This is a genomic window from Streptomyces sp. 1114.5, assembly GCF_003635085.1.
Classification (GTDB): domain Bacteria; phylum Actinomycetota; class Actinomycetes; order Streptomycetales; family Streptomycetaceae; genus Kitasatospora.
In genome coordinates this window covers 1,240,806-1,263,754 of the sequence record NZ_RBXE01000001.1, presented here as the reverse complement: position 1 = coordinate 1,263,754, position 22,949 = coordinate 1,240,806, and the positions used below count along the sequence as shown (strand labels likewise).

Annotated in this window: 18 protein-coding genes and 1 tRNA gene; 9 read left to right on the top strand and 10 right to left on the bottom strand. The window is 72.2% G+C overall.

Annotated elements, in window-relative coordinates:
* The first annotated feature begins 225 nt into the window (after window positions 1-225).
* Window positions 226-1,119: a rhomboid family intramembrane serine protease gene (locus BX285_RS05425; protein WP_121174593.1), complete on the top strand. Its 894-nt coding sequence runs from the start codon at window positions 226-228 to the stop codon at window positions 1,117-1,119.
* A gap of 355 nt (window positions 1,120-1,474) precedes the next feature.
* On the opposite strand, the gene crgA is transcribed toward BX285_RS05425, so the two are convergent.
* Complete coding sequence (gene crgA, locus BX285_RS05420) at window positions 1,475-1,723, bottom strand: cell division protein CrgA (protein WP_097236921.1); 249 nt, start codon at window positions 1,721-1,723, stop codon at window positions 1,475-1,477.
* Window positions 1,724-1,893: 170 nt separating this feature from the next.
* Between crgA and BX285_RS05415 the strand changes: the two genes are divergently transcribed.
* The 5 genes from BX285_RS05415 to BX285_RS05395 all read left to right on the top strand — a co-directional run bounded on the left by BX285_RS05415 (window position 1,894) and on the right by BX285_RS05395 (window position 5,628).
* Window positions 1,894-2,658 (top strand): DUF881 domain-containing protein, encoded by a 765-nt coding sequence (locus BX285_RS05415; RefSeq protein WP_398899675.1) that lies wholly within the window; start codon window positions 1,894-1,896, stop codon window positions 2,656-2,658.
* A 69-nt stretch (window positions 2,659-2,727) separates the two neighbouring features.
* Entirely contained in the window at window positions 2,728-2,907 is a 180-nt protein-coding gene (locus BX285_RS05410) for a hypothetical protein (RefSeq protein ID WP_097236919.1), read from the top strand.
* 57 nt (window positions 2,908-2,964) lie between these two features.
* The gene (locus BX285_RS05405; protein ID WP_097236918.1) at window positions 2,965-3,627 is read left to right on the top strand and encodes an aminodeoxychorismate/anthranilate synthase component II; all 663 of its coding nucleotides are present in this window, start codon (window positions 2,965-2,967) and stop codon (window positions 3,625-3,627) included.
* Window positions 3,628-3,632: 5 nt separating this feature from the next.
* Window positions 3,633-4,778, top strand: coding sequence for a class E sortase (locus BX285_RS36780; protein WP_143685750.1), 1,146 nt, complete (start codon window positions 3,633-3,635; stop codon window positions 4,776-4,778).
* A gap of 37 nt (window positions 4,779-4,815) precedes the next feature.
* Complete coding sequence (locus BX285_RS05395) at window positions 4,816-5,628, top strand: class E sortase (protein WP_121174591.1); 813 nt, start codon at window positions 4,816-4,818, stop codon at window positions 5,626-5,628.
* A 133-nt stretch (window positions 5,629-5,761) separates the two neighbouring features.
* Here BX285_RS05395 and pknB read toward each other — a convergent pair whose 3' ends face one another.
* The 6 genes from pknB to BX285_RS05365 form a co-directional block, all read right to left on the bottom strand.
* Window positions 5,762-7,870 carry a Stk1 family PASTA domain-containing Ser/Thr kinase gene (pknB, locus tag BX285_RS05390; RefSeq protein WP_121174590.1) on the bottom strand — a complete coding sequence of 703 codons (2,109 nt, stop codon included), beginning with the start codon at window positions 7,868-7,870 and terminating at the stop codon, window positions 5,762-5,764.
* Between the two features lie 259 nt (window positions 7,871-8,129).
* Window positions 8,130-9,587, bottom strand: a complete 1,458-nt coding sequence (locus tag BX285_RS05385) for a penicillin-binding protein 2 (RefSeq protein WP_097236915.1) — start codon at window positions 9,585-9,587, stop codon at window positions 8,130-8,132.
* Window positions 9,584-10,987 (bottom strand): FtsW/RodA/SpoVE family cell cycle protein, encoded by a 1,404-nt coding sequence (locus tag BX285_RS05380; protein ID WP_097240105.1) that lies wholly within the window; start codon window positions 10,985-10,987, stop codon window positions 9,584-9,586. The genes BX285_RS05385 and BX285_RS05380 overlap by 4 nt, the downstream gene beginning before the upstream one ends.
* A 133-nt stretch (window positions 10,988-11,120) precedes the next feature.
* Window positions 11,121-12,764 carry a PP2C family serine/threonine-protein phosphatase gene (locus tag BX285_RS38140; protein ID WP_121174589.1) on the bottom strand — a complete coding sequence of 548 codons (1,644 nt, stop codon included), beginning with the start codon at window positions 12,762-12,764 and terminating at the stop codon, window positions 11,121-11,123.
* Between the two features lie 53 nt (window positions 12,765-12,817).
* Complete coding sequence (locus BX285_RS05370; protein WP_097236913.1) at window positions 12,818-13,363, bottom strand: FHA domain-containing protein; 546 nt, start codon at window positions 13,361-13,363, stop codon at window positions 12,818-12,820.
* 46 nt (window positions 13,364-13,409) lie between these two features.
* Entirely contained in the window at window positions 13,410-14,288 is an 879-nt protein-coding gene (locus tag BX285_RS05365; protein ID WP_097236912.1) for a DUF3662 and FHA domain-containing protein, read from the bottom strand.
* A 418-nt stretch (window positions 14,289-14,706) separates the two neighbouring features.
* Here BX285_RS05365 and BX285_RS05360 point away from each other — a divergent pair.
* Window positions 14,707-14,790: transfer RNA gene (locus BX285_RS05360), tRNA-Leu, on the top strand.
* Between the two features lie 84 nt (window positions 14,791-14,874).
* Here the strand turns inward: BX285_RS05360 and BX285_RS05355 are convergent.
* Together BX285_RS05355 and BX285_RS05350 are read right to left on the bottom strand one after the other, a co-directional pair.
* Window positions 14,875-16,020 carry a sensor histidine kinase gene (locus BX285_RS05355; RefSeq protein ID WP_097236911.1) on the bottom strand — a complete coding sequence of 382 codons (1,146 nt, stop codon included), beginning with the start codon at window positions 16,018-16,020 and terminating at the stop codon, window positions 14,875-14,877.
* Complete coding sequence (locus tag BX285_RS05350; protein WP_229928260.1) at window positions 16,017-16,667, bottom strand: response regulator transcription factor; 651 nt, start codon at window positions 16,665-16,667, stop codon at window positions 16,017-16,019. Before BX285_RS05350 ends, BX285_RS05355 begins: the two co-directional genes overlap by 4 nt.
* Window positions 16,668-17,008: 341 nt before the next feature.
* Here BX285_RS05350 and BX285_RS05345 point away from each other — a divergent pair, with 341 nt between their 5' ends.
* Together BX285_RS05345 and BX285_RS37115 are read left to right on the top strand one after the other, a co-directional pair.
* Window positions 17,009-18,838 (top strand): phosphatidylglycerol lysyltransferase domain-containing protein, encoded by a 1,830-nt coding sequence (locus tag BX285_RS05345; RefSeq protein ID WP_121174588.1) that lies wholly within the window; start codon window positions 17,009-17,011, stop codon window positions 18,836-18,838.
* Window positions 18,839-19,033: 195 nt separating this feature from the next.
* Window positions 19,034-19,810, top strand: a complete 777-nt coding sequence (locus BX285_RS37115) for a hypothetical protein (RefSeq protein WP_183107006.1) — start codon at window positions 19,034-19,036, stop codon at window positions 19,808-19,810.
* 67 nt (window positions 19,811-19,877) lie between these two features.
* Here the strand turns inward: BX285_RS37115 and BX285_RS39120 are convergent, their stop codons facing one another.
* Window positions 19,878-22,817: a SpoIIE family protein phosphatase gene (locus tag BX285_RS39120; protein ID WP_310794180.1), complete on the bottom strand. Its 2,940-nt coding sequence runs from the start codon at window positions 22,815-22,817 to the stop codon at window positions 19,878-19,880.
* Window positions 22,818-22,949: the final 132 nt, after the last annotated feature.

The following is a 22,949-nucleotide window of genomic DNA, read 5'->3' as shown; positions in this document are numbered from 1 at the left end:
TCTCTCCTCCTGGGTGGCGTCCGTCCTTTATGCACATATCCACCTGAATGCTGATCATGCATGGTGATTTGTCCGGCGGCACGCTGGGGTGGGCCGTACGCGGGGCGCGGCGGGGAGAGGCGCGAGGGTGGGGCGGGAGCGGATCCGGGAGAGCGGGCCGTGCGGAGGGGGCGCGGCAGTAGGCTGACGGTTCCGGAGGACGCGTACGGGAAGGGGACAGCACTGATGCTCCCGGACGAGCCGAGCCCGTCGGCCGAGCGGTTCCCGGAGGCCGGGGCGCCCGGCTGCTACCGGCACCCGCAGACGCCCACCGGGATCTCCTGCACCCGGTGCGAGCGGCCGATCTGCCCGCAGTGCATGGTGGCCGCCTCGGTGGGCTTCCAGTGCCCCGAGTGCGTCGGCAACGGCCACGCCGGGACGCGGCGGGCGACCACCCGGTTCGGCGGGACGCCCACCGCCGACGGCGGGCTGGTCACCAGGGCGCTGATCGGGGTCAACGTGGTGGTCTGGCTGCTGGCCGCCTACGTGCTCACGCCGCGGCTGGGCCAGACCTGGTCGCTGTTCAGCGCCGGGCGGGACATCCTCGGCGGACCGGCGGGCGTCGCGGACGGCCCGCACCAGTGGTACCGGCTGCTGACCGGCGCGTTCCTGCACCTGGAGTGGTGGCACATCGGGCTGAACATGCTGGTCCTGCTCCGGCTCGGCCCGGCGCTGGAGGAGTCGCTCGGCCGGCTGCGCTTCCTGGCCCTCTACCTGGTGTCCGCCCTGGGCGGCAGCACCTTCGCCTTCCTGGTGGCCGGGGACTGGATGAACTCGGTGGGGGCCTCCGGGGCGATCTTCGGGCTGATCGGCGCCACGATCGTCATGCAGCTGCGGAACAAGGGCCCGCTCGCCATGGTGATGGCGTTCCTGGTCTTCAACCTGATCGTCACGTTCTCCCGCCCGGGCATCGACTGGCGGGCGCACCTCGGCGGCCTGGTGCTGGGCGCGCTGACCGCGGCCGGCCTGATGTACGCCCCGCGCGAGCGCCGCGGCCTGGTCCAGGGGCTGGCGGTGGGCGGGGCGGTGGCCCTGGAGGCGGCGATGCTGTTGATCGGGATGTCCCTCTACGGCGCGTGACGCCTCGGGCGTTTGTCCACAGCGGGTGCGGGGGTGTGCACGGGCTGTGCGCCGCCACGGCTGTGGACTGTTGTTCTACGCGCGTCCTGCTGTGCGAGCGTCCTGCCGTCGGACAGCTGTGCGCAGCTGGGGACGGCCTTCGCTCGAAAGGTTATCCACAGGCTGGGGAGACTTTTCCCCAGTGTGGATAACCATGTGGATAAGCGTGACCGTCGGATGGTGCGGATAACCGACCGGTTCCCGTGCGGGTCCGCACGTGTCCGTCCGTTTCCGGGCATGCCTGACCGCCGCCCCGGGACGAGCCGTCCGAAGCGGCGGGGGTCGGCCCGGACCGGGCCTCAGGACGAGCGGAGCGTCACTTCCACTGGGTGGAGACGCCGAACCCCGCGGCGATGAAGCCGAAGCCCACCAGGATGTTCCAGTTCCGCCAGCCCTCGACCGGGTAGGAGCCGCTGGTCACGTAATAGGTGACGATCCACACCAGGCCGATCAGGAACAGTGCCAGCATCAGCGGCGCGACCCAGCCGCGGCCCGAGCTGATCTTCACCGCGGCCGTGGTGGGCGGGGTGTAGTCGGACTTCTTGCGGAGTCGAGACTTCGGCACGAGGGGTTCTCCTGTCGATGCGCTGTGAGACCGCGCAGAGGTGCAGCGGGTGAAGTCGGCCGGCAGCTGCTGTGGGAGAACGCCCAGGGGGACCGCTCCGCACACGCCACCGGCGTCCGTTAGCGTAGTGGCTCGGCGGGTCTTGAGGAGATAAGGGTACGGTGACTAATTTGTCGATTCCCCCGGAGCCCACCCCTACCCGCCGGTCCGGCACCCGAATTGTCGGACGTGTCCTGACCTGCGCCGTCTTCGCCCTCGCCGGTCTGCTGTTCTACATCAGCGCACAGACCGCCCGCGGCACCGACCTGCGGACCGACAACTCGCTGCTGAGCCTCGGCGACGTGATCCGCCAGCGCAGCGCGCAGAACCAGCAGGCACAGTCCCAGCTCGCCGACCTCCAGGCCCGCGCCCAGGACCTCACCGAACAGCAGGGCAGCAACCCCGCCGACGTGGCACGGCTGGACGGCCTGCGGCTCGGCGCGGCCCTGGAGCCGCTGCAGGGCGGCGGTCTGTCCGTCACCCTCAACGACGCCCCGCCGAACGCCACCGCACGCATCCCCGGCGTCCCCGAGCCCGGCGTCAACGACCTGGTCATCCACCAGCAGGACATCCAGGCCGTGGTCAACGCGCTGTGGCGCGGCGGCGCCGAGGGCGTGCAGGTGATGGACCAGCGGCTGATCTCCACCAGCGCCGTCCGCTGCGTCGGCAACACCCTGCTGCTCCAGGGCCGGGTCTACTCCCCGCCGTACGTGGTCAAGGCGGTCGGGAAGACCGACGCGCTGCGCTCGGCCGTCGAGTCGGACCCGACGATCCGCACCTACCTGAAGTACGTCCAGGCGTACGGGCTGGGCTGGAAGGTCCAGGAGAGCGGGGACCTGACCCTGCCCGGCTACTCCGGCACCACCGAGCTGCGGTCGGCGGGCCAGCAGCAGTAGCGGACCGGCCTCACGCGCGTGGAGGGCGGGTCTACTCTTGACCCCAGTCCGCTACGTCGAGGGAGCACCATGTACGGGTTCATCTGGCGTCACCTTCCGGGGAACTTCCTGGTGAAGGCCGTCATCTCGGTGCTCCTCATCCTGGGGATCGTGTACCTCCTCTTCACCTACGTCTTCCCTTGGGCGGAACCGCTGCTCCCCTTCGGTGACGTCACAGTGGACGGCGGCGACGGCGCCGCTGCCGGCTGAACCGGCGGGTCCGTCACTTCCATCCAGCACCGCACCCCCCACGGAGACCACGCGCGCATGACCACGCAGCCGACCCCGCCCCGCATCCTGGTGGTGGACAACTACGACAGCTTCGTCTTCAACCTGGTCCAGTACCTGTACCAGCTCGGTGCCACCTGCGAGGTGGTGCGCAACGACGAGGTGACCGTCGAACACGCCGTCCGCCGCTCCGGGGAGGAGGGCTTCGACGGAGTGCTGCTCTCCCCCGGGCCGGGATCGCCGGAGGAGGCCGGGGTCTGCATCGAGATGGTGCACCACTGCGCGCGGATCGGGCTGCCGGTGTTCGGCGTCTGCCTGGGCCTGCAGTCGATCGCGGCCGCGTACGGCGCGGTGGTCGGCCGGGCGCCGGAGCTGCTGCACGGCAAGACCTCGCCGGTCGAGCACGAGGACGGCGGGGTGTTCGAGGGGCTGCCCTCGCCGCTGACGGCGACCCGCTACCACTCGCTCGCGGTCGAACCGTCCACCGTGCCCGAGGAGTTGGTGGTCACCGCGCGCACCGAGAGCGGGGTGATCATGGGCCTGAGGCACCGTGAACTCCTGGTCGAGGGCGTGCAGTTCCACCCCGAGTCGGTGCTCACCGAGGGCGGGCACCGGATGCTCGCCAACTGGCTCGCGGAGTGCGGCTTCCCGCAGGCCGTGGACAGGTCGGCCGGGCTCGCCCCGGTGATCGGCCGGGGCTGAGCGGCGTGACCACGCTGCGTCCGGAGGGGCGTTACCAGCCGGAGGCGGCCCCGTACGGCAGCGCGCAGCAGTACCAGGGCGTCGAGCCTTACGAAGGCCTCCAGCACGGCGCTCCCGGGCACGGGGCGCCGTACGGCGACGGGAGCGGCGGCGGCCACGGCGGTGCGCCGTACCGTCCGGAGCACCCGGGCCAGGGCGTGCCCGAGGACGCCTGGGGCGTGTACGAGCAGGCCGAGGAGCCGCCGGCGGGCGGGCCCGAGTACCCCTGGCTGCCCGACCAGACCCTCCAGCTGCGGCTGCCCGCCGCCGTCGGCGCGCAGGCCGCCGAGCCCGTCCCGCCCACCGGGGGCCGGGCCGAACGCCGGCGGGCCGCCCAGGGCCGTACCGCGATCCGCTCGGGCAGCGGACGGCGCCGGGCGAGCGGCCGGGCCGCCGGGCAGGTGCGCCCCAAGGAGTCCGTGGCCGTGGTGGCCGCACGGCTCGTCGGCGAGCTGTGCATCACGCTCGGCGCGGTGATGCTGCTCTTCGTCGCGTACCAGCTCTGGTGGACCAACGTGCAGGCCGACGCGGCCGCCGACGGCGCCCGCAACCGGCTGGAGCAGCAGTTCGACGCGGCCCCGCCGCCCGGCCAGCCCGGGCAGCCGGCCCCGGACCCGAACAAGCCCGAGGTGTTCGAGCCGGGCAAGGGCTTCGCCATCGTCTACCTGCCCAAGCTGGGCCTGAAGTTCCCGATCGCCGAGGGCACCTCCAAGTCGGCTGTGCTCGACAAGGGTCTGGTCGGCCACTACACCGGCACCGCGATGCCGGGCGACAAGACCGGCAACTTCGCGCTGGCCGCCCACCGCAACACCCACGGCGAGCCGTTCCGGTACATCAACCAGCTCTCCAAGGGCGACAAGGTCGTGGTGGAGACCGCGGCCGGCTACTACACCTACGAGATCACCGGGGGCATCCCGGAGACCTCGCCCACCAACGTGAGCGTGATCAAGCCGGTGCCGAACGGCTCCGGGTACACCGGGCCGGGCCGGTACATCACGCTGACCACCTGCACCCCGGAGTTCACGTCGAAGTTCCGTCTCATCGTCTTTGGCAAGATGATCGAGGAGCGGCCGCGCAGCCAAGGCAAGCCGGCCGCGCTCGCGGGCGGGTAGCCGCCCGGACGCCGGGCCCGGAGGGGGAGCACCGCAGATGCAGGACGACGAGACCGCGCAGCCGGCCGAACCGGGGCAGGAGGCCTTCCCCCCGCCCGAGCAGGCCGGCGGCCGTCGTCGACGGAGCCGGGCGCTGGCCGCGCTCGGCGTCTTCGGCGAACTGCTGATCACCCTGGGCCTGGTGCTCGGCCTGTTCGTGGCCTACTCGCTGTGGTGGACCAACGTGCAGGCCGACCGCTCGGCCTCGGCCGCCGCCGACCGGCTGCGCGGCACCTGGGCGGCGGGCCCGAGCACCCCCTCGGCCGCGCCCGGCGGCACTGCCACCCCCGGTGCCCCGCCCGCGCCGAAGCAGTTCGCCGTCGGCGACGACGTCGGCTTCCTGCACGTCCCGGCGATGGGCGGGGACTACCAGGTGCTGATCCGGATGGGCACCTCCACCGAGGTCCTGGACGAGGGCGTGGCGGGGGTCTACGAGCAGCCGTACAAGGCAGCGATGCCCTGGGACGCGGCCGGGAACTTCGCGCTGGCCGCCCACCGGGACGGCCACGGCGCCAAGTTCCACGACCTGGACGCCGTGCACAAGGGCGACGCGGTCGTCGTCGAGACCAAGGACAAGTGGTACGTCTACCAGGTCGACAGCACCCTGGCGGAGACCTCCAAGTACGACACCGGCATCGTGGCGCCCGTCCCGGCGCGCTCCGGGTACGCGGGCCCCGGCCGGTACATCACCCTGACCACCTGCACGCCGGTCTACACCTCGCGCTACCGGATGGCGGTCTGGGGAAGCCTGGTGCGGGTGGACGACATGGACGCCAAGCGCACCCCGCCGCCGGAGCTGCGCCACTCCTGAGGCCGCCGGCCGGTTCGGTGCCGGAACTGCCCGAGGGCCCGCCGCATCCGCTGCGGCGGGCCCTCGGGCTACGTGCTCCGGTACGACCGGCTCCCGGCCCCCGGTTCAGTTGAACCAGGGGAATATCGGGGGCTTAGTGGTCCCCTTTGGCGGGTGGGGTGGTGGGGTCGCCCCCTTTGGTCGGCTCGGCCGCCTTGGTGAAGAGCTGGACCTGGGTGTTCGGGTCCAGCTGGGTGCCGGCCCCGGGGTTGCTCATCATGACGATCGCGTTCGGGTCCTGCGGGCCGACCACGGTGTAGCCCAGGCCGGCCTTGGTCAGCTGGGAGATGGCGTCCGAGAGCTTGACGTTCTGCAGCGGCGGGACCGCGGGCTTGTCCGGCGCCTTGTAGATCGTCAGCGTGATCTTGCTGTTGACCGGGGCCTTGCTGCCGGCCGGGACGGACTGCTGGGCGACGGTGTTGACCTTGGTCGGGTCGTTGGTCTGCGTGGTCTTCGAGGCGTCGACCTGGAACCCGAGGCCCTGCAGCGTGTTCTGCGCGTCGTCCTTCTGGGTGCCGACCACGTTCGGGACGTCCTTCTTCGCCTTGCCCTGCGAGACCGTCAGCTTGATCGGGGCGGTCGGGTCGGTGGGCGTGTTCGGCGCCGGGTCCTGGGCGGTGACGGTGTCCTGCGCGGCGGTGTCGTCGTCCTTGTACTCGGTGGTGACGTTGCCGAAGCCGGCGTCGGCGAGCGCCTTGGTGGCCTGGTCCTTCGGCTTGCCGACCACGCCCGGCACCGGCGCCTTGGCCGGGCCGGAGGAGACCTGCACCGTGATGGTGCCGTTCTCGGCGACCTGGGTGCCGGGCGTCGGGGTCTGGGTGCAGACCTGGTCCTTCTTGATGTTCGTGTCCGGGCAGGCGAGCTTCTCGCCCTCGGTCACCACCAGCTTGGGCCCGGCCGCGGCGGCGGCCGTCTTGGCGTCGGCCAGGGTCTTGCCGACCAGGTTGGGCGCCGCGATCTTGGCGGCGTCCTTCTTGTCGTTGTTGCTGAACATCGCCTGGGCCACGAAGAAGGTGCCGACCAGGACCAGCACGGCGGCCACCGCCAGCACGATCCAGGAGGTGTTGCTCTTCTTCGGCTGGTCGTCGCCGCGCCGGCCGCCACGGCCGTAGCCGTCGTCGCTGCCGCCGTCCGCGGGTCCGGCGTAGGTCTGCCCGTAGCCGTCGTCCTGGTAGCCGCCCTGCTGCCCGTAGCCGGGCTGGGCGGAGGCCTGCGGCAGGACGGTGGTCGGGCCGCCGCCGGGCTGCTGCGGCAGCACGTTGGTCTGGCCGTACGGGTCGTGCTGCTGCGGGTAGCCGTTCTGGTCGTAGCCGTAGCCGGCCGCGCCCATGCCGTAGGCGGCCTGCTGGGCGGCGGCCACCGGCAGGCCGTCGAGGAAGCGCTCGATGTCGTCGCGCATCTCGTCGGCGCTCTGGTAGCGGTAGTCGCGTTCCTTGGCGAGCGCCTTCAGCACGATCGCGTCGATCTCGGGGCGCACCTCGGGATCGAAGACGGACGGCGGCTGCGGCTCCTCCCGGACGTGCTGGTAGGCCACCGCGACCGGCGAGTCGCCGACGAAGGGCGGGCGGACGGTCAGCAGCTCGTAGAGCAGGCAGCCGGTGGAGTAGAGGTCGGAGCGGGCGTCGACCTGCTCGCCCTTGGCCTGCTCGGGGGAGAGGTACTGGGCGGTGCCGATGACGGCCGAGGTCTGGGTCATGGTCATCCCGGCGTCACCCATCGCACGGGCGATACCGAAGTCCATCACCTTGACGTTGCCCTGCCGGGTCAGCATCACGTTGGCCGGCTTGATGTCGCGGTGCACGATCCCGGCCCGGTGCGAGTACTCCAGGGCCTGCAGGATGCCGATGGTCATCTCCAGCGCGCGCTCGGGCAGCAGCCGGCGGCCGGAGTGCAGCAGCTCGCGCAGCGTGGACCCCTCGACGTACTCCATCACGATGTACGGGATGGAGATGCCGTCGATGTAGTCCTCGCCGGTGTCGTACACGGCGACGATCGCGGGGTGGTTCAGGGATGCCGCCGACTGTGCCTCACGGCGGAACCGGGCCTGGAACGACGGATCCCGGGCCATGTCGGCCCGGAGCGTCTTCACGGCGACGGAACGGCCGAGCCGGGTGTCATGACCGAGGTACACCTCGGCCATGCCGCCGCGTCCGAGAACGCCGCCGAGCTCGTACCTGCCGCCGAGGCGACGAGGCTCTTCCATAGTTCCGACCCTCTCCCTCACCCGCCGGTGAGGTTGTGACGTAGGCGTCCCCGCACGCTCTGGACGACGCCGTGCGGTCCGCGACCGGTTCTCCGGCCGGGCCGTGCGGTGCCTCGCGGGCGGCAACGGGCACACCCGCTGCTGGCGGATACGCTACCGGTCGTACCGCATCGGACCGGAGTCAGCCGTCGGCCGATACCAGACCGGTATCCGGAGGGGGGTGCCGATCGTGACATTCCCCTCACCCGGACTCCGCTCCCTACTTGCCGAGTGCGGCCTGCATCACCGCCTTGGCGATCGGGGCTGCGAGCCGGCCGCCGCTGATGCCGTCGCGGTTCTGCGAGCCGTCCTCGACCACCACCGCGACCGCGACCGACTGGCCGTCCGAGGTCTTGGCCCAGGAGGTGAACCAGGCGAACGGCAGCCCGGCGTTGTCCTCGCCGTGCTGGGCGGTGCCGGTCTTGCCACCGACCTGGAGGCCGGGGATCTTGGCGTTGGTGCCGGTGCCGTTCTCCACCACCGAGACCATCAGGTCCTGCATCTTCTGCGCGGTGGCCGGGCTCATCGCCTGGGAGAACTGCTTCTCGGTGTGCTTGGAGATGGTGGTCAGCGAGGCCGAGCGCTCCTGGTCGACCAGGTACGGCTGCATCAGGCTGCCGTTGTTGGCGATCGCGGCGGAGACCATGGCCATCTGGAGCGGGGTGGCGCGGGTGTCGTGCTGGCCGATCGAGTCCTGGGCGGTGCCGTCCCGGCTGACGCTGTCCGGGAAGATGCTCTTCTCGGAGCGGACCGGGGTGTCGATCGTGCTGTTGAAACCGAACTTCTCGGCCTGCGCCCGCATCTTCTCCTTGCCGAGGTCGTCGCCCATCTTGGCGAAGACCGTGTTGCAGGACTGGTCCATGCCGGACTTGACGGTGGCGTTCTCGCAGCGCTCGTTGGGGCTCTCGTTCTTCAGCTGCGTGGTGGTGTTCGGCAGGATGTACGGCTCGGGCGTCGTCGTGGGGTCGTCGATGCCCTGGTACAGGCCGTTCTCGAACGCCGCGGTCGCGGTGACCAGCTTGAAGGTCGAGCCGGGCGGATAGGTCTCCTTCAGCGCCCGGTTGAGCATCGGCTTGTTCGGGTCCGCGTTGAGGTCCGTCCAGGCCTTGGAGTCGGCGGACTCGCTGCCGGAGAAGGTGCCCGGGTCGTAGGACGGGGTGGAGACCAGCGCCAGGATCGCGCCGGTCTTCGGGTCGAGCGCGACCACCGCGCCCTTCTTGTTGCCCAGGCCGTCGTAGGCGGCCTTCTGGACCTTGGCGTTGATGGTGGTGAGGACGTCGCCGCCGCGCTTCTGCTCGCCGGTCAGCATGTCCAGGGTGTTGCGGAAGAACAGCCGGTCGTCCGTGCCGGAGAGGATGCCGTCCTCCAGGTTCTCCAGCTGGCTGGAGCCGAAGACCTGGGAGGAGTAGCCGGTGACCGGGGCGTACATCGGGCCGTCGACCCAGGAGCGCTTGTACTTGTAGCGCAGGCCGTTGACGAAGTCGGACTTCGTGACCGGCTGGCCGCCGACGACGATGTTGCCGCGCGGGTGGGCGTAGCGGTCGTACAGCTGGCGCTTGTTGTTCTTGTTGCTCGCCCAGGAGTCGGCCTGGACGCCCTGCACCCAGTTGGTGCGCACCATCAGGGCGAGTATCAGCACGAGGCAGAAGATCGAGACCCGGCGGATCGGCTTGTTCATCGGGCGGGTCCTCCCTGGCCCTCGGTGGCTGGGGCCGGTTCGACCCCCGGGCGGCGGGCGCTGTCGCTGATCTTCAGCAGGATCGCGACCAGCGCCCAGTTGGCGACCACGGACGAACCGCCCTGGGCCAGGAACGGCATGGTCATACCGGTCAGCGGGATCAGCCCGGTCACACCGCCGGCGACGACGAACACCTGCAGCGCCATCGCCGAGGCGAGGCCGACCGCGAACAGCTTGCCGAAGGGGTCACGGGCGGCGATCGCGGTGCGCAGGCCGCGCTGCACCAGCAGCGCGTACAGCAGGAAGATCGCCATCATGCCGGTCAGGCCGAGCTCCTCGCCGAAGGAGCCCAGGATGAAGTCGCTCTTGGCGGCGAAGGCGATCAGCCAGGACCGGCCCTGGCCCAGGCCGGAGCCGGTGACCCCGCCGGAGCCGAGCGCCATCAGCGACTGGCCGATCTGCTCGGTGGCGCCCTTCGGCGGGTTCGGACCGAAGGCGGCCATCGGGTCGAGCCAGGCGTTGATGCGGATCTTCACGTGGCTGGCGGTCGAGGCGACCGCGACCGCGCCGCCGACCGACATCAGCAGGCCGAACAGGATCCAGCTGGTCCGCTCGGTGGCGACGTAGAGCATCACCACGAACAGGCCGAAGAACAGGAAGGACGTGCCCAGGTCGTTCTCGAAGATCAGGATCAGCAGGCTGAGCAGCCAGATCACGACGATCGGGCCGAGGTCACGGCCGCGCGGCAGGTACAGGCCCATGAACCGGCGGCTGGCCAGCGCCAGGGCGTCCCGCTTGACCATCAGGTAGCCGGCGAAGAACACCGTCAGGACGATCTTGGCGAACTCGCCGGGCTGGATGGAGAAGCTGCCCATCCGGATCCAGATCTTGGCGCCGAAGTCCTCCTCCCGGGACGGGAAGAAGGCCGGCGCGGCGAGCAGGACCAGGGCCACCACCATCGAGATGTAGGTGTAGCGCTGGAGCACCCGGTGGTCCTTCAGGAGGACCATCACCGCGATGAAGCCGGCGATCCCGAGCGCCGACCACATCAGCTGGTTCTCGGCCGCCGGGTAGTTGCCCCGGAGCAGCTTGCCCGCCTTGTCCAGCCGCCAGATCATCACCACCCCGAGCCCGTTCAGCAGGGTGGCGATCGGCAGCATCAGCGGGTCCGCGTACGGCGCGAAGCGGCGCACCAGCAGGTGCGCGACCAGCGCCAGGGCGCCCATGCCGAGCCCGTAGCCGAGCATCCCGGCGGGCAGCTTGGAGTCCATCGCGAGCCCGACGTTGGCGTACGCGAGGACCGGCAGCAGCACCGCGAAGACCAGCAGGGCCAACTCGGTGTTGCGCCGGTTGGGCGCCTCCTGCGGGGAGATCGTGGTGTTCCCCCGGCGGCGCGGCACGGTGCGGCCGGCCGGTGCCCGGCGCCGGGCGGACCGGCCGGTGTCTTCGCTCAGGTTGTAGCTGCTCACGTGGTGACCGCTCCCTGACGGCCGGCAAGACCGCCCGGGGCGGTCCCATGTCGGGGCACGGCCGTCACTGCTGCTTGGGGCAGGAGTTGGCCCGGCTGAGCTCGTCGTCACTCAGCGGGGGCTGGTCACCCTGCGCGCCGGCCGCCGGAGGGGTGGCGTTCGGCGTCGGGACGGACGTGCTCGGGGCGGTCGGGGTCGGGGTCGGGGTCGGCGTGGTGCTGGGCGTGCCGGTCGGGGCCGCCGCGGCCGGGCGGTTCCTCTCCTTGTCGCCCGGGGTGGGCGTGGAGGTCACGAACGCGGTGTGGGTGGCCTGCGTCGCCTGGGTGCCCTGCGCCGGGGCCGTCGCCTTCGCGGCCCGCTGGCAGAGCTGGACCCAGCCGTCGAGCTCCTGGATGGTCGAGTTGGCGTCGCCGATGCTGCCGACCGAGATGGTCTTGTTCACGTGCGCGCGCTGGTCCTGCGGCAGCCACTTGAGCTGGATCTTGCTGTAGGAGTCGTGCACCGAGGACAGGCTCAGACCGGCCAGGTTCTGGTTGATGCCCTGGTAGACGGCGACGTGGTCGCCCTCCTCGCCGATGTAGTACTGGTCCTGCGTCCACTGGTAGCCGAAGTAGCCGGCGCCGCCGAGCAGGCCGAGCGCGACCAGGGCGGCCACCGAGATCGTCAGGCCCCTGCGCTTGCGCTTCGGGGGCTGCTCCTCGTCGAAGTCCTCGGTGCCGTAGACCGAGGGCTCGGCGGAGCCGTAGCCGTACTCGCCCTCGTAGCCCTCGGCGGGGCCGAAGCCGCCGGCTGCGGCGCCGTACTCGCCCTCGTAGCCCTCGGCCGGGCCGAAGGCGCCCTGCGGGCTGCGGCCGAGGCCGGCGGCGCGGCCGGCCGGGGTGTCCGCGATCGAGCGGTCGGCGGCGGCCGAGGACGGCGGGGCGTCGGCCACCGCGCCGACCACCACCGGGACGTCGTTGAACTGGCCGCTCATGGTGTCCGTGGCGCCGACGTCGATGACGTCCGCCACGATGCAGGTGATGTTGTCCGGACCGCCGCCGCGCAGCGCGAGCTGGATCAGCTCCTGCACGGTCTGCTCGGGCGAGTAGAAGCTGCCGAGGGTGTCCTGGAGGGTCTGGTGGCTGACCGGGCCGGAGAGGCCGTCGGAGCAGATCAGGTAGCGGTCGCCGGCCCGGACCTCGCGGATCGACAGGTCGGGCTCGACCTGGCCGCGGCCGTCCAGCGCCCGCATCAGCAGCGAGCGCTGCGGGTGGGTCTCGGCCTCCTCGGGCGTGATCCGGCCCTCGTCGACCAGGCGCTGCACCCAGGTGTGGTCCTGGGTGATCTGCACCAGCGAACCGTCCCGCAGCAGGTAGGCGCGGGAGTCGCCGACGTGCACCATGCCCATCCGCTGACCCGTCCACAGCATGGCGGTGAGCGTGCAGCCCATGCCCTCCAGCTGGGGGTCCTCCTCGACCATCTGCCGGAGCCGGTCGTTGGCGCCCTGGACGGCGTCGCCCAGCAGGGTCAGCAGGTCGGCGCCCGGCACGTCCTCGTCCAGCCGGACGATCGAGCCGAGCACCTCGGAGGAAGCGACCTCGCCGGCCGCGGCGCCGCCCATGCCGTCGGCCACGGCCAGCAGCCGCGGCCCGGCGTAGCCGGAGTCCTCGTTCCCCTCCCGGATCAGTCCCTTGTGGGAGCCGGCGGCGAAGCGCAGCACCAGGGTCATGCGACCTGTGCCCCCCTCTGGGTCATGGACGGGATGCTGTCCCTCATGCGCTACTACTTCCGCAGTTCGATGACGGTCCTGCCGATACGGATCGGCATGCCCGGCTGGAGCGGGGTGGGCGCGGTCAGGCGCTGCCGGTCCAGATAGGTGCCGTTGGTGGAGCCTAGATCCTCGACCGTCCACTGCCCAGTCTGATCCGGATAGATCCTGGCATGCCGGGAGGATGCGTAGTCGTCGTCCAGCACGATGGTGGAGTCGTGCGCGCGGCCCAGCGTGATGGTCTGCCCCTGCAGCGCCACGGTGGTGCCGGCCAGCGAGCCCTGCACCACGACGAGCTGGGTCGGAGCGCCGCGACGGCGCCCGCCGCCGCCCTGGGTCTGGCCCGCCGCGGTGGCGGGGGCCGGGGCGGGCGCGGCGCGACCGGCGACCGCGGGGGCGGCGCCGCCGGCGGCCGGGGCGCTCGCGCCGCGACGGGAGGACCGCGGGTTCACCTTGGTGCCGAAGAGGTCGCTGCGGATCACCTGGATCGCGACGATGACGAACAGCCACAGTACGGCGAGGAAGCCCAGCCGCATGACCGTGAGGGTCAGTTCTGACATGGCCGTCCCGCCAGTCGGTGAGCGAGGCGCGCGAACAATTCGGACACTACCCTTCGACCTGCCGGTAGACGATGGTGGTGGAGCCCACGACGATTCGCGAGCCGTCGCGGAGCGTAGCGCGCTGGGTGTGCTGTCCGTCCACCACGATGCCGTTGGTGGAGCCCAGGTCGAGCACCATCGAAGGGGTACCGGGCCGGATCTCCGCGTGCTTGCGGGAGACCCCGGGGTCGTCGATCCGCACGTCCGCCTCGGTCGAGCGGCCGAGCACGCAGGCCGAGCCGGTGATCTGGTGGCGGGCGCCGTTCACCTCGACCCAGCGGCGGACCGCGGCGCCGCCGTGGCCGGCGCCGGGGAAGTTGCGGACGTTGCCGGCGGCGGTCGCGGTCGCGGGCGGGCCGGGAGGCACCGCGGGGGGCGCGGCCGGCGGCGGGGGCGCGTTGTACTGGGCGGCGCCGGGCTGCTGCCACGGTGCGCCGGGGGCCGGAGCGGCCGGCGGGCGGTCGTACCCGGGCTGCTGCGGGGCGTACTGCTGGGGCTGGGGCTGGGGCTCCTCGGCCGCGAGGGTGCGGCTGCGCACCCGGTACAGGCCGGTGTCCAGGTCGTCGGCCTTCTCCAGGTTCACCTGGAGCGGGCCCATGAAGGTGTACCGCTGGGCCTCCGCGTACTCGCGGACCATGCCGGCCAGCTCGGTGCCGAGCTGCCCGGAGTAGGGGCTGAGGCGCTCGTGGTCGTGCGGGCTCAGCTCGACGATGAAGTCGTTCGGCACGACGGTGCGGTCGCGGTTCCAGATGCTCGCGTTGTTGTCGCACTCGCGCTGCAGCGCCCCGGCGATCTCCACGGGCTGGACCTCGGACTTGAACACCTTGGCGAAGGTGCCGTTGACGAGACCCTCAAGTCGCTGCTCGAACTTCTTCAGCACTCCCATGGGGCACCCCCTTCCAGGGTTCGTTCGCCTGCCTGCCGGCCGGATCCTGCCGGGAACCGGCCACGCCTACTTGCGGTACTTCCGTACTGATCGTATCCACGCCGGGCCCTTCCGTACGGTTCCCGGACCGTGTGGTGCCCGGGGGTGGGCTCGGACACACAGGGTGACGCATTTCGGGTACGGCACGCCAGGTGTGGCCGTCGGAGCGCCCGCCGGCCCTTCGCGCAGGCGTTCGTCGAGCAGCAGTTCGGGCGGGGTCGGTCCGGTCGGACAACGGATTCGGAGCCGCCCCCCAGGTCGTGCTACTGTTTTCCACGTCGGAAGGGCCGCCCGGAAGGGAGGCCGGTCCAAGGAAACGCGAAGTCCTCATGGTACCGAGCGGTTCGGAAGATCGGTCGGCAACGAGGACAACACCCATGCGCGGGTGGCGGAATAGGCAGACGCGCTGGATTCAGGTTCCAGTGCCCGAAAGGGCGTGGGGGTTCAACTCCCCCCTCGCGCACAGCGAAGCCCCGCAGATCTACGGATCTGCGGGGCTTTTTTGTTCCCTCTTGTTCCCCGTTGTTCTTCCGAGGGCCCCTTCGGCTCAGGTCGCCCGGGCCGGGAGGTCGGCGCGGACCTCGAAGCCGCCGTCCTGGGTCGGGCCGGCGGTGAGGGTGCCGCCGAGCAGCTGGGCGCGCTCGCGCAGGCCGACCAGGCCGTGGCCGCCGCCCGGGAGGGTTTCGGCCGGGCGGACCGGCGGGGCGTCGTTGCGCACCTCGACCCGCAGCCGGCGGCCCTTCGCCCGGACCCGGACGTGCACCGCCGCCTCCGGGGCGTACTTGGTGATGTTGGTGAGCGCCTCCTGCACGGTGCGGTAGGCGGCCCGTTCCACGGCCTCCGGCCACGGGCGGTCACCGGGGTGCAGTTCGGCGTCGGCGGCCAGCCCGCTCTCCTCGATCAGCCGGGGCAGGTCGGCCAGCCGGGGCTGCGGGGCGAGCGGGGCGTCCGGCAGCCCGCCGGTGCCGCGCAGCACCCCGACCATCTGGCGCAGCTCCTCCAGGGTCCGGACGGCCAGCTCGCGGATGGTGCGGGCGGTGCCGACCGCGCCCGGGTCGGCGCTGCTGACCTGGAGCGCACCGGCCTGGATGCTGATCAGGCTGACCTGGTGCGAAACCACGTCGTGCATCTCCCGGGCCAGTCGGCCGCGCTCGCTGATCAGCACCCGCTCGGCCAGCAGCCGGCTCTCCCGCTCCTGGCCGCGGGTCAGCTCGTCCAGGCGGGCGGCCAGCTCCCGGCGGGTGCGGGCGAGCAGTCCGGTGGCGGCCGGGCCGGCGGCCAGCATCATGGCCTGGATGGCGTCCAGCGCGGTGGCCCGGCTCACGTCGAGGAGGTCCGGGGGCAGTGGCCAGTGGAAGAACTCGACCAGGGTGAAGAGGACGCCGCAGGGGACCACGATCCGCGGGTTGGGGCGTTCGGCGGCCACCGTGTAGACGGCCGTTATCGGGGCCAGCCAGATCTCGTCCACCCAGCTGCCGGGCATGGTGAGCAGCAGCACCGCGACCGGGAAGCGGCGGCGCCAGAACAGGGCGACGGCGGCCAGCGTGGAGAGGGCCACCTGCCACCAGGCGGCATCCCGGGCCACCAGGGCGGCGTCCAGCAGGGAGTACAGGACGGGCAGCAGCAGCATCAGCCAGGGGGCGGTGCACCAGGCCGGGAGCCGTCCGGACGGCAGCTGGTCGGCGGTCGTCATGCCCCGTCGCCGGGCTTGGGCCGGACCAGGCCGGCCCGGTGGGCGAGGACGGCTGCCTGGACCCGGTTGGCGGCGCCGAGCTTGCCGAGGATCGCGCTGATGTGGTCCTTGACGGTGCCGGTGCCGAGGAAGAGGCGGTCGGCGATCTCCGCGTTGGACAGGCCCTCGCCGAGCAGTGCGAGCACGTCCAGCTCCCGGCCGGTGAGGGTGCGGGCGAGCGCGGTGGCCTCGGCGTCCGGGCCGCCGCCGTCCACGTAGCCGCCGATCACGGTGCGGGTGACGGTCGGGGAGAGGATGTTTCCGCCCGCCGCGAGCACCCGGACGGCGTGCACCAGCTGCTCGGGGGCGGTGTCCTTGAGCAGGAAGCCGGTCGCCCCGGCGCGCAGCGCGGTGCCGATGTACTCGTCGGTGTCGAAGGTGGTGAGCATCGCCACGGCGGGCGGGTCGGGCAGCGCGCGCAGCCGGCGCAGCACGGAGATGCCGTCGAGGTCCGGCATCCGGATGTCGAGCAGCACCACGTGCGGGCGCAGGCGCTGGACGTGTTCCTCGGCCTGCCCGCCGGAGCAGTCGCCGACCACTTCCAGGTCGGGGGCGGAGCCGACGATCAGACCGAGGCCGGAGCGGACCAGGATCTCGTCGTCGACGATCAGCACGCGGGTCGTGGTGATGGTGCCTCCTCGGTTCTGGCGGCCGGGTGGGGGCGGTCCGCGTGGGTCGTTTCGAGGGTAGGGGTAGCCGGGTCGGCATGCCGAACGTCCGGTGGGGTCCCACCCCCGCCGTTCGGCGGGGGTGGGAATCCGCTACCCGGTTCACGTAATTCTCAGGCTCGGTGCGGAACCATGGAGTTGGCTGACTCTTTCCGGCCCGCTTCGCCACCAGGGCGGACGTCCCGGCGGGTGTCGCCGGTCAGTCCGTCGGGCCCGTGCGGGCGCCCGGCGCCGGGCCGTTCACGGATGCGCCCCACCATCTGATCGTTTGGAATTGAGCTGTGTCGTCCACTGTGAAGTCGGAGCCGTCCGCCACGTCCTCAGGGCCCCGGCCCGTCGGCGTGCTCGACCGCTGGCGCCCGAGGGCCGCCGTGGCGTCCGTCTGGTACCTGCGGCTGATCGCCTTGCTGAACGTGACCACGGTGCTGCTGGTGCCCTTCCGCGACCAGGTCAGCGAGCACAACGAGGGTGAGTACTTCACCCCGTACCTGATGACCTCGGGCCTGGCCAGTGCGGTGCTCTCGGTGTTCCTCGCGGTCGCGATGCGGCGGCGCAAGCGGGCCGCGTGGATCTTCAACGTGGCGCTCGGCGGCCTCTTCGCGCTGCTCTACCTGCTGGCCATGGCGCTGCCGGACGAGCGGTTCAACAAGCACTGGTTCAACTACGTCTCCACCGTGCTGACCTGCCTGTTCGTGCTGGCGCTGCTGGTCGGGCGCAAGGAGTTCACGTCCAAGGGCGACCGCTCCAACCCGAAGACCGCCGTGGCCACCTTCTTCGGCGGGCTGGTGTTCGGCGGCGGGGTCGGCGCGCTGCTGGTCTGGGCGACCAACGACCTGAAGGGCGCGGGCTTCTGGGACCTCTTCTGGTACTCGGTGGGCCGGATGATCACCATCACCCCGTCCGAGCACCTGCGCTCCGTGATCGCGGCCCCGACCTGGGTGAACGCCGTGATCAACGCGACGGGCGCGGTGCTCTTCCTGCTCGTGCTGTACGTGGCCTTCCGCAGCCCGCGCGGTCAGGAGCTGCTGAGCGACGAGGACGAGGCGAAGCTGCGCGTACTGCTGGACAAGCAGGGCGAGCGGGACTCGCTGGGCTACTTCGCGCTGCGCCGGGACAAGGCGGTGATCTTCTCGCCGAGCGGCAAGGCCGCGGTCACCTACCGGGTGATCGGCGGGGTCTCGCTGGCCTCGGGTGACCCGATCGGCGACCCGGAGGCGTGGCCGGGCGCGATCGACGCGTGGCTGGCGGAGGCCCGCGAGCACGCCTGGGCGCCGGCCGTGATGGGAGCCTCCGAGGAGGCCGGGGTGATCTACGCCCGGCACGGGCTGGACGCGCTGGAGCTGGGCGACGAGGCGATCGTCGAGCTGGACGAGTTCTCGCTGGACGGCCGCGCGATGCGGGTGGTCCGGCAGGCCTACAACCGGGTCAAGCGGGCCGGGTACACGGTGCGGATCCGCCGTCACGAGGAGATCTCCGAGGCGGAGATGGCCGAGCTGGTGGCCAAGGCCGACGAGTGGCGCGACGGGGCGACCGAGCGCGGCTTCTCGATGGCGCTGGGCCGGCTCGGGGACCCGGGCGACGGGCGCTGCGTGATGTTGGAGTGCCACGACGGGGACGGCGAGCTCGCGGCGCTGCTGAGTTTCGTCCCCTGGGGTCCGGACGGGCTCTCGCTGGACCTGATGCGCCGGGCGCGGGACACCGAGAACGGCCTGGTGGAGTTCATGGTGATCGAGCTCCTGCAGCGCGCCGAGGACGTGGGGCTGAAGCGCGTTTCGTTGAACTTCGCGATGTTCCGTTCCGTTTTCGAGCGCGGTTCGCGCCTGGGTGCCGGACCGGTGCTGCGGCTGTGGCGTTCCGTCCTCGGATTCTTCTCGCGCTGGTGGCAGATCGAGTCGCTGTACCGGGCGAATGCCAAGTACCGGCCGATTTGGGAGCCGCGCTACCTGCTCTTCGAGAAGAGCAGCGAGATTCCGCGGATCGGCATCGCGAGCGCGCGCGCCGAGGGCTTCATCGTCGCGCCGAGCCTGCCCGCCCTGTTCCGCCGCCGGCACGCGCGGGCCGCCGTGGTGGCGCCCCGGGTGCCGGTCGCGGCCCGGGACGGGAAGGGGTAGCCCTCCGCCGGGGGGCGGAGGGGGCCGATCGGCCGGACGGGGGGTCCGGCGGGGGGATCGCTCTCCCCCCTGAGGATGACCCTTATCCCCATCCATGCCGATGTGGCTTTGTTAAGAGGCTTCTAATGTTGAAGTAGTCGAGAGTTCGGGGATTCGGGAGAAACGGTTGTGATTCACAGGACCCACGCGGGGGGCGTGCGAAAGAGGCCGCTGGCGCTAGCCAGAACGGCCGCTGTCGCCGAGTGGGGGACGTTGTTCGCGACGGTCCGGGACACGGTGGTGCGGAAGAAGTTCGCCGCCGTTCCGCTGGCCACGGTGGCGACGTCTCTGATCCTGCTGTTCAGCATCGTCCAGCACCTGCCGGGCGGTGAGCGTTTCGTCAATCACATCGGGGTGGTGCGGGCGGCGCTTCCGCTGGACGTCTCGCTGCTGCGGACGCCGCTGTCGCTGTACGTTCCGGCGCTGGACCTGCCGGTCTGGGGGGCGCTGGCCCAGGTGTTCGTGGTCTTCGCGATCGCCGAGATCGTGCTCGGCCGGCGGATGACCCTGGTGGTGGCCTACGCCTGCACCCTGGCGGGCACGCTGTTCGCCCGGGTCGGCGTGGCGATCGGGCCGGGCCACCTGTTCGGCTTCCCGAAGTGGGTCGCCTACGTGCGGGACACCGGGCCGTCGGCCGCGGTGGTGGCGCTGGCGATCTGCATCGCGTTCCGCTGCCGGGCCTGGTTCACCGCCGGCCTGGTGGTGGCCCTGATGGTCGGCGAGGCGGTCGTGCTGCCGAACCTGGCCGGCCTGGAGCACGTGGTCGCGGTGATCACCGCGCTGCTGATCGCCGTCTCGGTCGAGGTCTTCGGGGACTTCTGGCCGCGGGTGCTGGCCGGGGTCGGCGCCGCCACCTCGGTGGCCGCGGCCGCCTCCCGGGAGGTCGCGGTGGAGGCCCGGCGGCGCCGGTCGGCGGGGGCCGTCATCCCCTGAGGGAGCTTGTCCGCCGCCTGCCGGCCGGGTGGCGGCCGGCTCCGGGACCGCTGCCCGCACCCCGCCGTCAGGGGCGCGGGAGGGGGAGCTCGAACCAGACGACCTTCCCCACCGCCTTGCGGGCGGTGCCCCAGCGTTCGGCGAGCTTGGTGACCAACGTGAGGCCGCGGCCGGTCTCGCCGAGCTGTTCGGCGGGCTCCAGCGAGGGCAGGTTGTGGTTGTCGTCGCTGACCTCGACCAGCAGCTTGTCCACCCGGATCAGCTGGAGCTTGACCTGATCCCGGGCGACCCGGACGGCGTTCGTCACCAGCTCGCTCACCAGTAGCTCGGTGGTGTCGCTGAGCGCCTCCAGGTGCCAGCCGGCCAGCTGCTCGCGGACCAGCGAACGGGCCCGGCGGACCTCGCGGTGGTCCACGGTGAGGTCCCAGGTGGCCACCTCGGACGGGGCGACCCCGTCGAAGCGGGCCACCAGCAGGGCGACGTCGTCCTTGCGGTCGTCCGTGTGCAGCCGTCGCAGCACCTCGTCGCAGGCCTGCTCGGGGCTCTGCTGCGGGTCGATCAGGTTCCCGCAGAGCGCGGCCAGGCCCGCTCCTATGTCCCCGCCCCGGACCTCGACCAGGCCGTCGGTGCACAGCACCAGCATCGAGCCGTCCGAGACGTCGATGGTCTTCGCGACGAAGGGCACCCCGCCGACGCCGATCGGGGCGCCGGCCGGGATCTCCAGCAGCTCCCCGGTGCCGTCCGGGTGCACCAGGACGGGCGGGACGTGGCCGGCGCTGGCCAGCTCGCAGGTCCGGTTGATCGGGTCGTACACCGCGTACAGGCAGGTCGCGAGGTGGTCGTCGCCGAGCTTGTGGGCCAGGTTGTCCAGGTGGCGCAGCAGCTGGCCGGGCGGGAGGTCCAGGGCGGCGAGGGTCTGCATCGCGGTGCGGAAGCGGCCCATCGCGGCGGCGGAGTGGATGCCGTGGCCCATCACGTCCCCGACCACCAGGGCGACCCGGCTGCCGGGCAGCTGGATGGCGTCGAACCAGTCGCCGCCGACCTCGGCCTTGGGATCGCCGGGCAGGTAGCGGTGGGCGATCTGGACACCGGGGATCTGCGGCGGGCGGGTCGGGATCATCGAGCGCTGCAGGGTGGTGGCGACCCTGGCCTCGGCGCGGTGCAGCCGGGCGTTGTCCAGCGACAGCGCGGCCCGGACCGCCAGCTCCTTGAGGGTGGCGGCGTCGCTCTCGTCGAAGGGGGCGCGGTCGGGCAGCCGGAGCAGCTTGAGGATGCCCAGCACGGTGCCGCGGGCCGAGAGCGGGACGACCAGCATCGAGCGGCCGGAGACCACCGGGGCCAGCTGGGCGCCGCCGAGGGCGATCGCGTAGTCGACCGCGACGTCCGCGCTGACCACCGGGACCAGCACCGGCTGGTTCAGCTGCAGGGCCATCCCCGGCGGGGTGCGGCGGGGCATGGAGACCAGCGAGCCCTCGGAGAGCACGTGGTCCCAGGCGCCGCCGGTCTCGTTGTAGACCAGGGCGACCCGGCGCAGCATGGTGTCGTCGTCCGGGCGGGCGACCGGCAGCTCGGAGTCCGAGATCAGCCCGTCCACAAGGTCCACGCAGGCGAAGTCGGCGACCCGGGGGACCAGCACCTGGCAGAGCTCGCGCGCGGTGAAGCCGAGGTCCAGGGTGGTGCCGACCTTGCCGCCGACCTCGTTCAGCAGGGCGAGCTGCTCGCCGGCCTGGCCGTTGGTGAGGAACGGGCTGAGCCGTCCGGAGGCCGGGGGCGGGCTCTGGGTCCGGGTCTGGGCCTGGTTCTGGGCCTGCTGCTGGGCCTGGTTCTGGGCCTCGGGGTTCGCCGGGGCCGGGACGGGCACGGCGGCGGGCAGGGCGGTGGGCGCCGGGGCCGGGCCGGTGGTGGGCCCGGTGATGGTCGGGGCCTGGTCGGCGGGGGGCGTCGGGTGGCTGTTGGCGGACGACTCGACGGCGGCTCGGTCGATGGCCGTTCCTCCTCCGGTGGGTGCGGGTACCTCCCGGCCGGAGGCCGGGGGAGGGACGGCCGGGCCGCCGCCCGCGGTGGCGCCGCTGACGGCGGCGACGGACTGGGCGACGGGTTGGGGTACGGGCTGGACGGCCGGGCGGTCGATCGCCTCGCGCGGGGTGGTGTCGCGCTGGGCGGGTACGGGCACGGGGACGGCCGGGCGGCGGACGGGGGTGGCCGGCTCGGGCTGCGGCGGCGGGCCGACCCGGGCTGCTCGCTGCTGGGCCGTCGGATAGCGGCGGCCGAGGCCGGCGGCCGCGTGCGCCGTCCCGCCCTGGGCGTCGGCGGGCAGCACCGGCAGGACGGTCGTCGCGTCCAGCCGCAGGGCGGGCAGACCGCCGTGCTCGACCGCCGCCAGCAGCGGTGCGCGCAGCGCGGCGGGCAGCAGCCGGGCCAGCGGCTCGGGGACCCGGTCGGCGGGCCGGGTGAGCGCCGCGGTCAGCCCGTGGAAGCCGCCGCGGGCGGCGGGGGTGGCCGCGAACGGCAGCAGCCGCTCGCCGAGCGCGAGCCGCGGACCGGTGGTGCGCAGCGGGCGGGCGTCGGCGGCCAGCGTGAGCAGCCCGCCGGACGGGCCGGCCAGCGGGTAGGCCCACCAGAGCACGTCGCGCTGGTGCTCCTCGCGGTCGATGACGGTCAGCCGCCCGGCCCAGGGGCGGCCGGCCGAGGTCAGCTCGGCGAGGGTGTCGAAGGCGTCGCAGGGGCGGCGGACGGCGCAGCGGCCGAGCACCCGGGACTCCAGGGCGGGCAGCAGGCCGGAGGCGGGGCGGTCGTGGGCGACCTCGGCGCGGTGTCCGAACAGCTCCTCGGCGGCCCGGCTCCACTGCGCGATCCGGCCGGACCGGTCCACCAGGACGGGGGCGAGCCGGAGCAGGGCGGCCACGCCCGTGGGCTGGTCGCCCGGTGCGGTCCCGTCGCCCGCCGGACGCGGTGTGGAGTTGGACTCGGCCACCATGGATTCGGTCTGCTCCCGCCTGGCCGCCACGCCTGGAGGCGGCCGTCTCTCCGGAGGAAGGCGCGCTGTGCGGATACCAGCGAATCACGGACCGGGCCGGGCTTGATACCGAAACGGGGAGATTCATCAGGATCGGTTGCGTGTCACGCGGCGCGCGCCGTC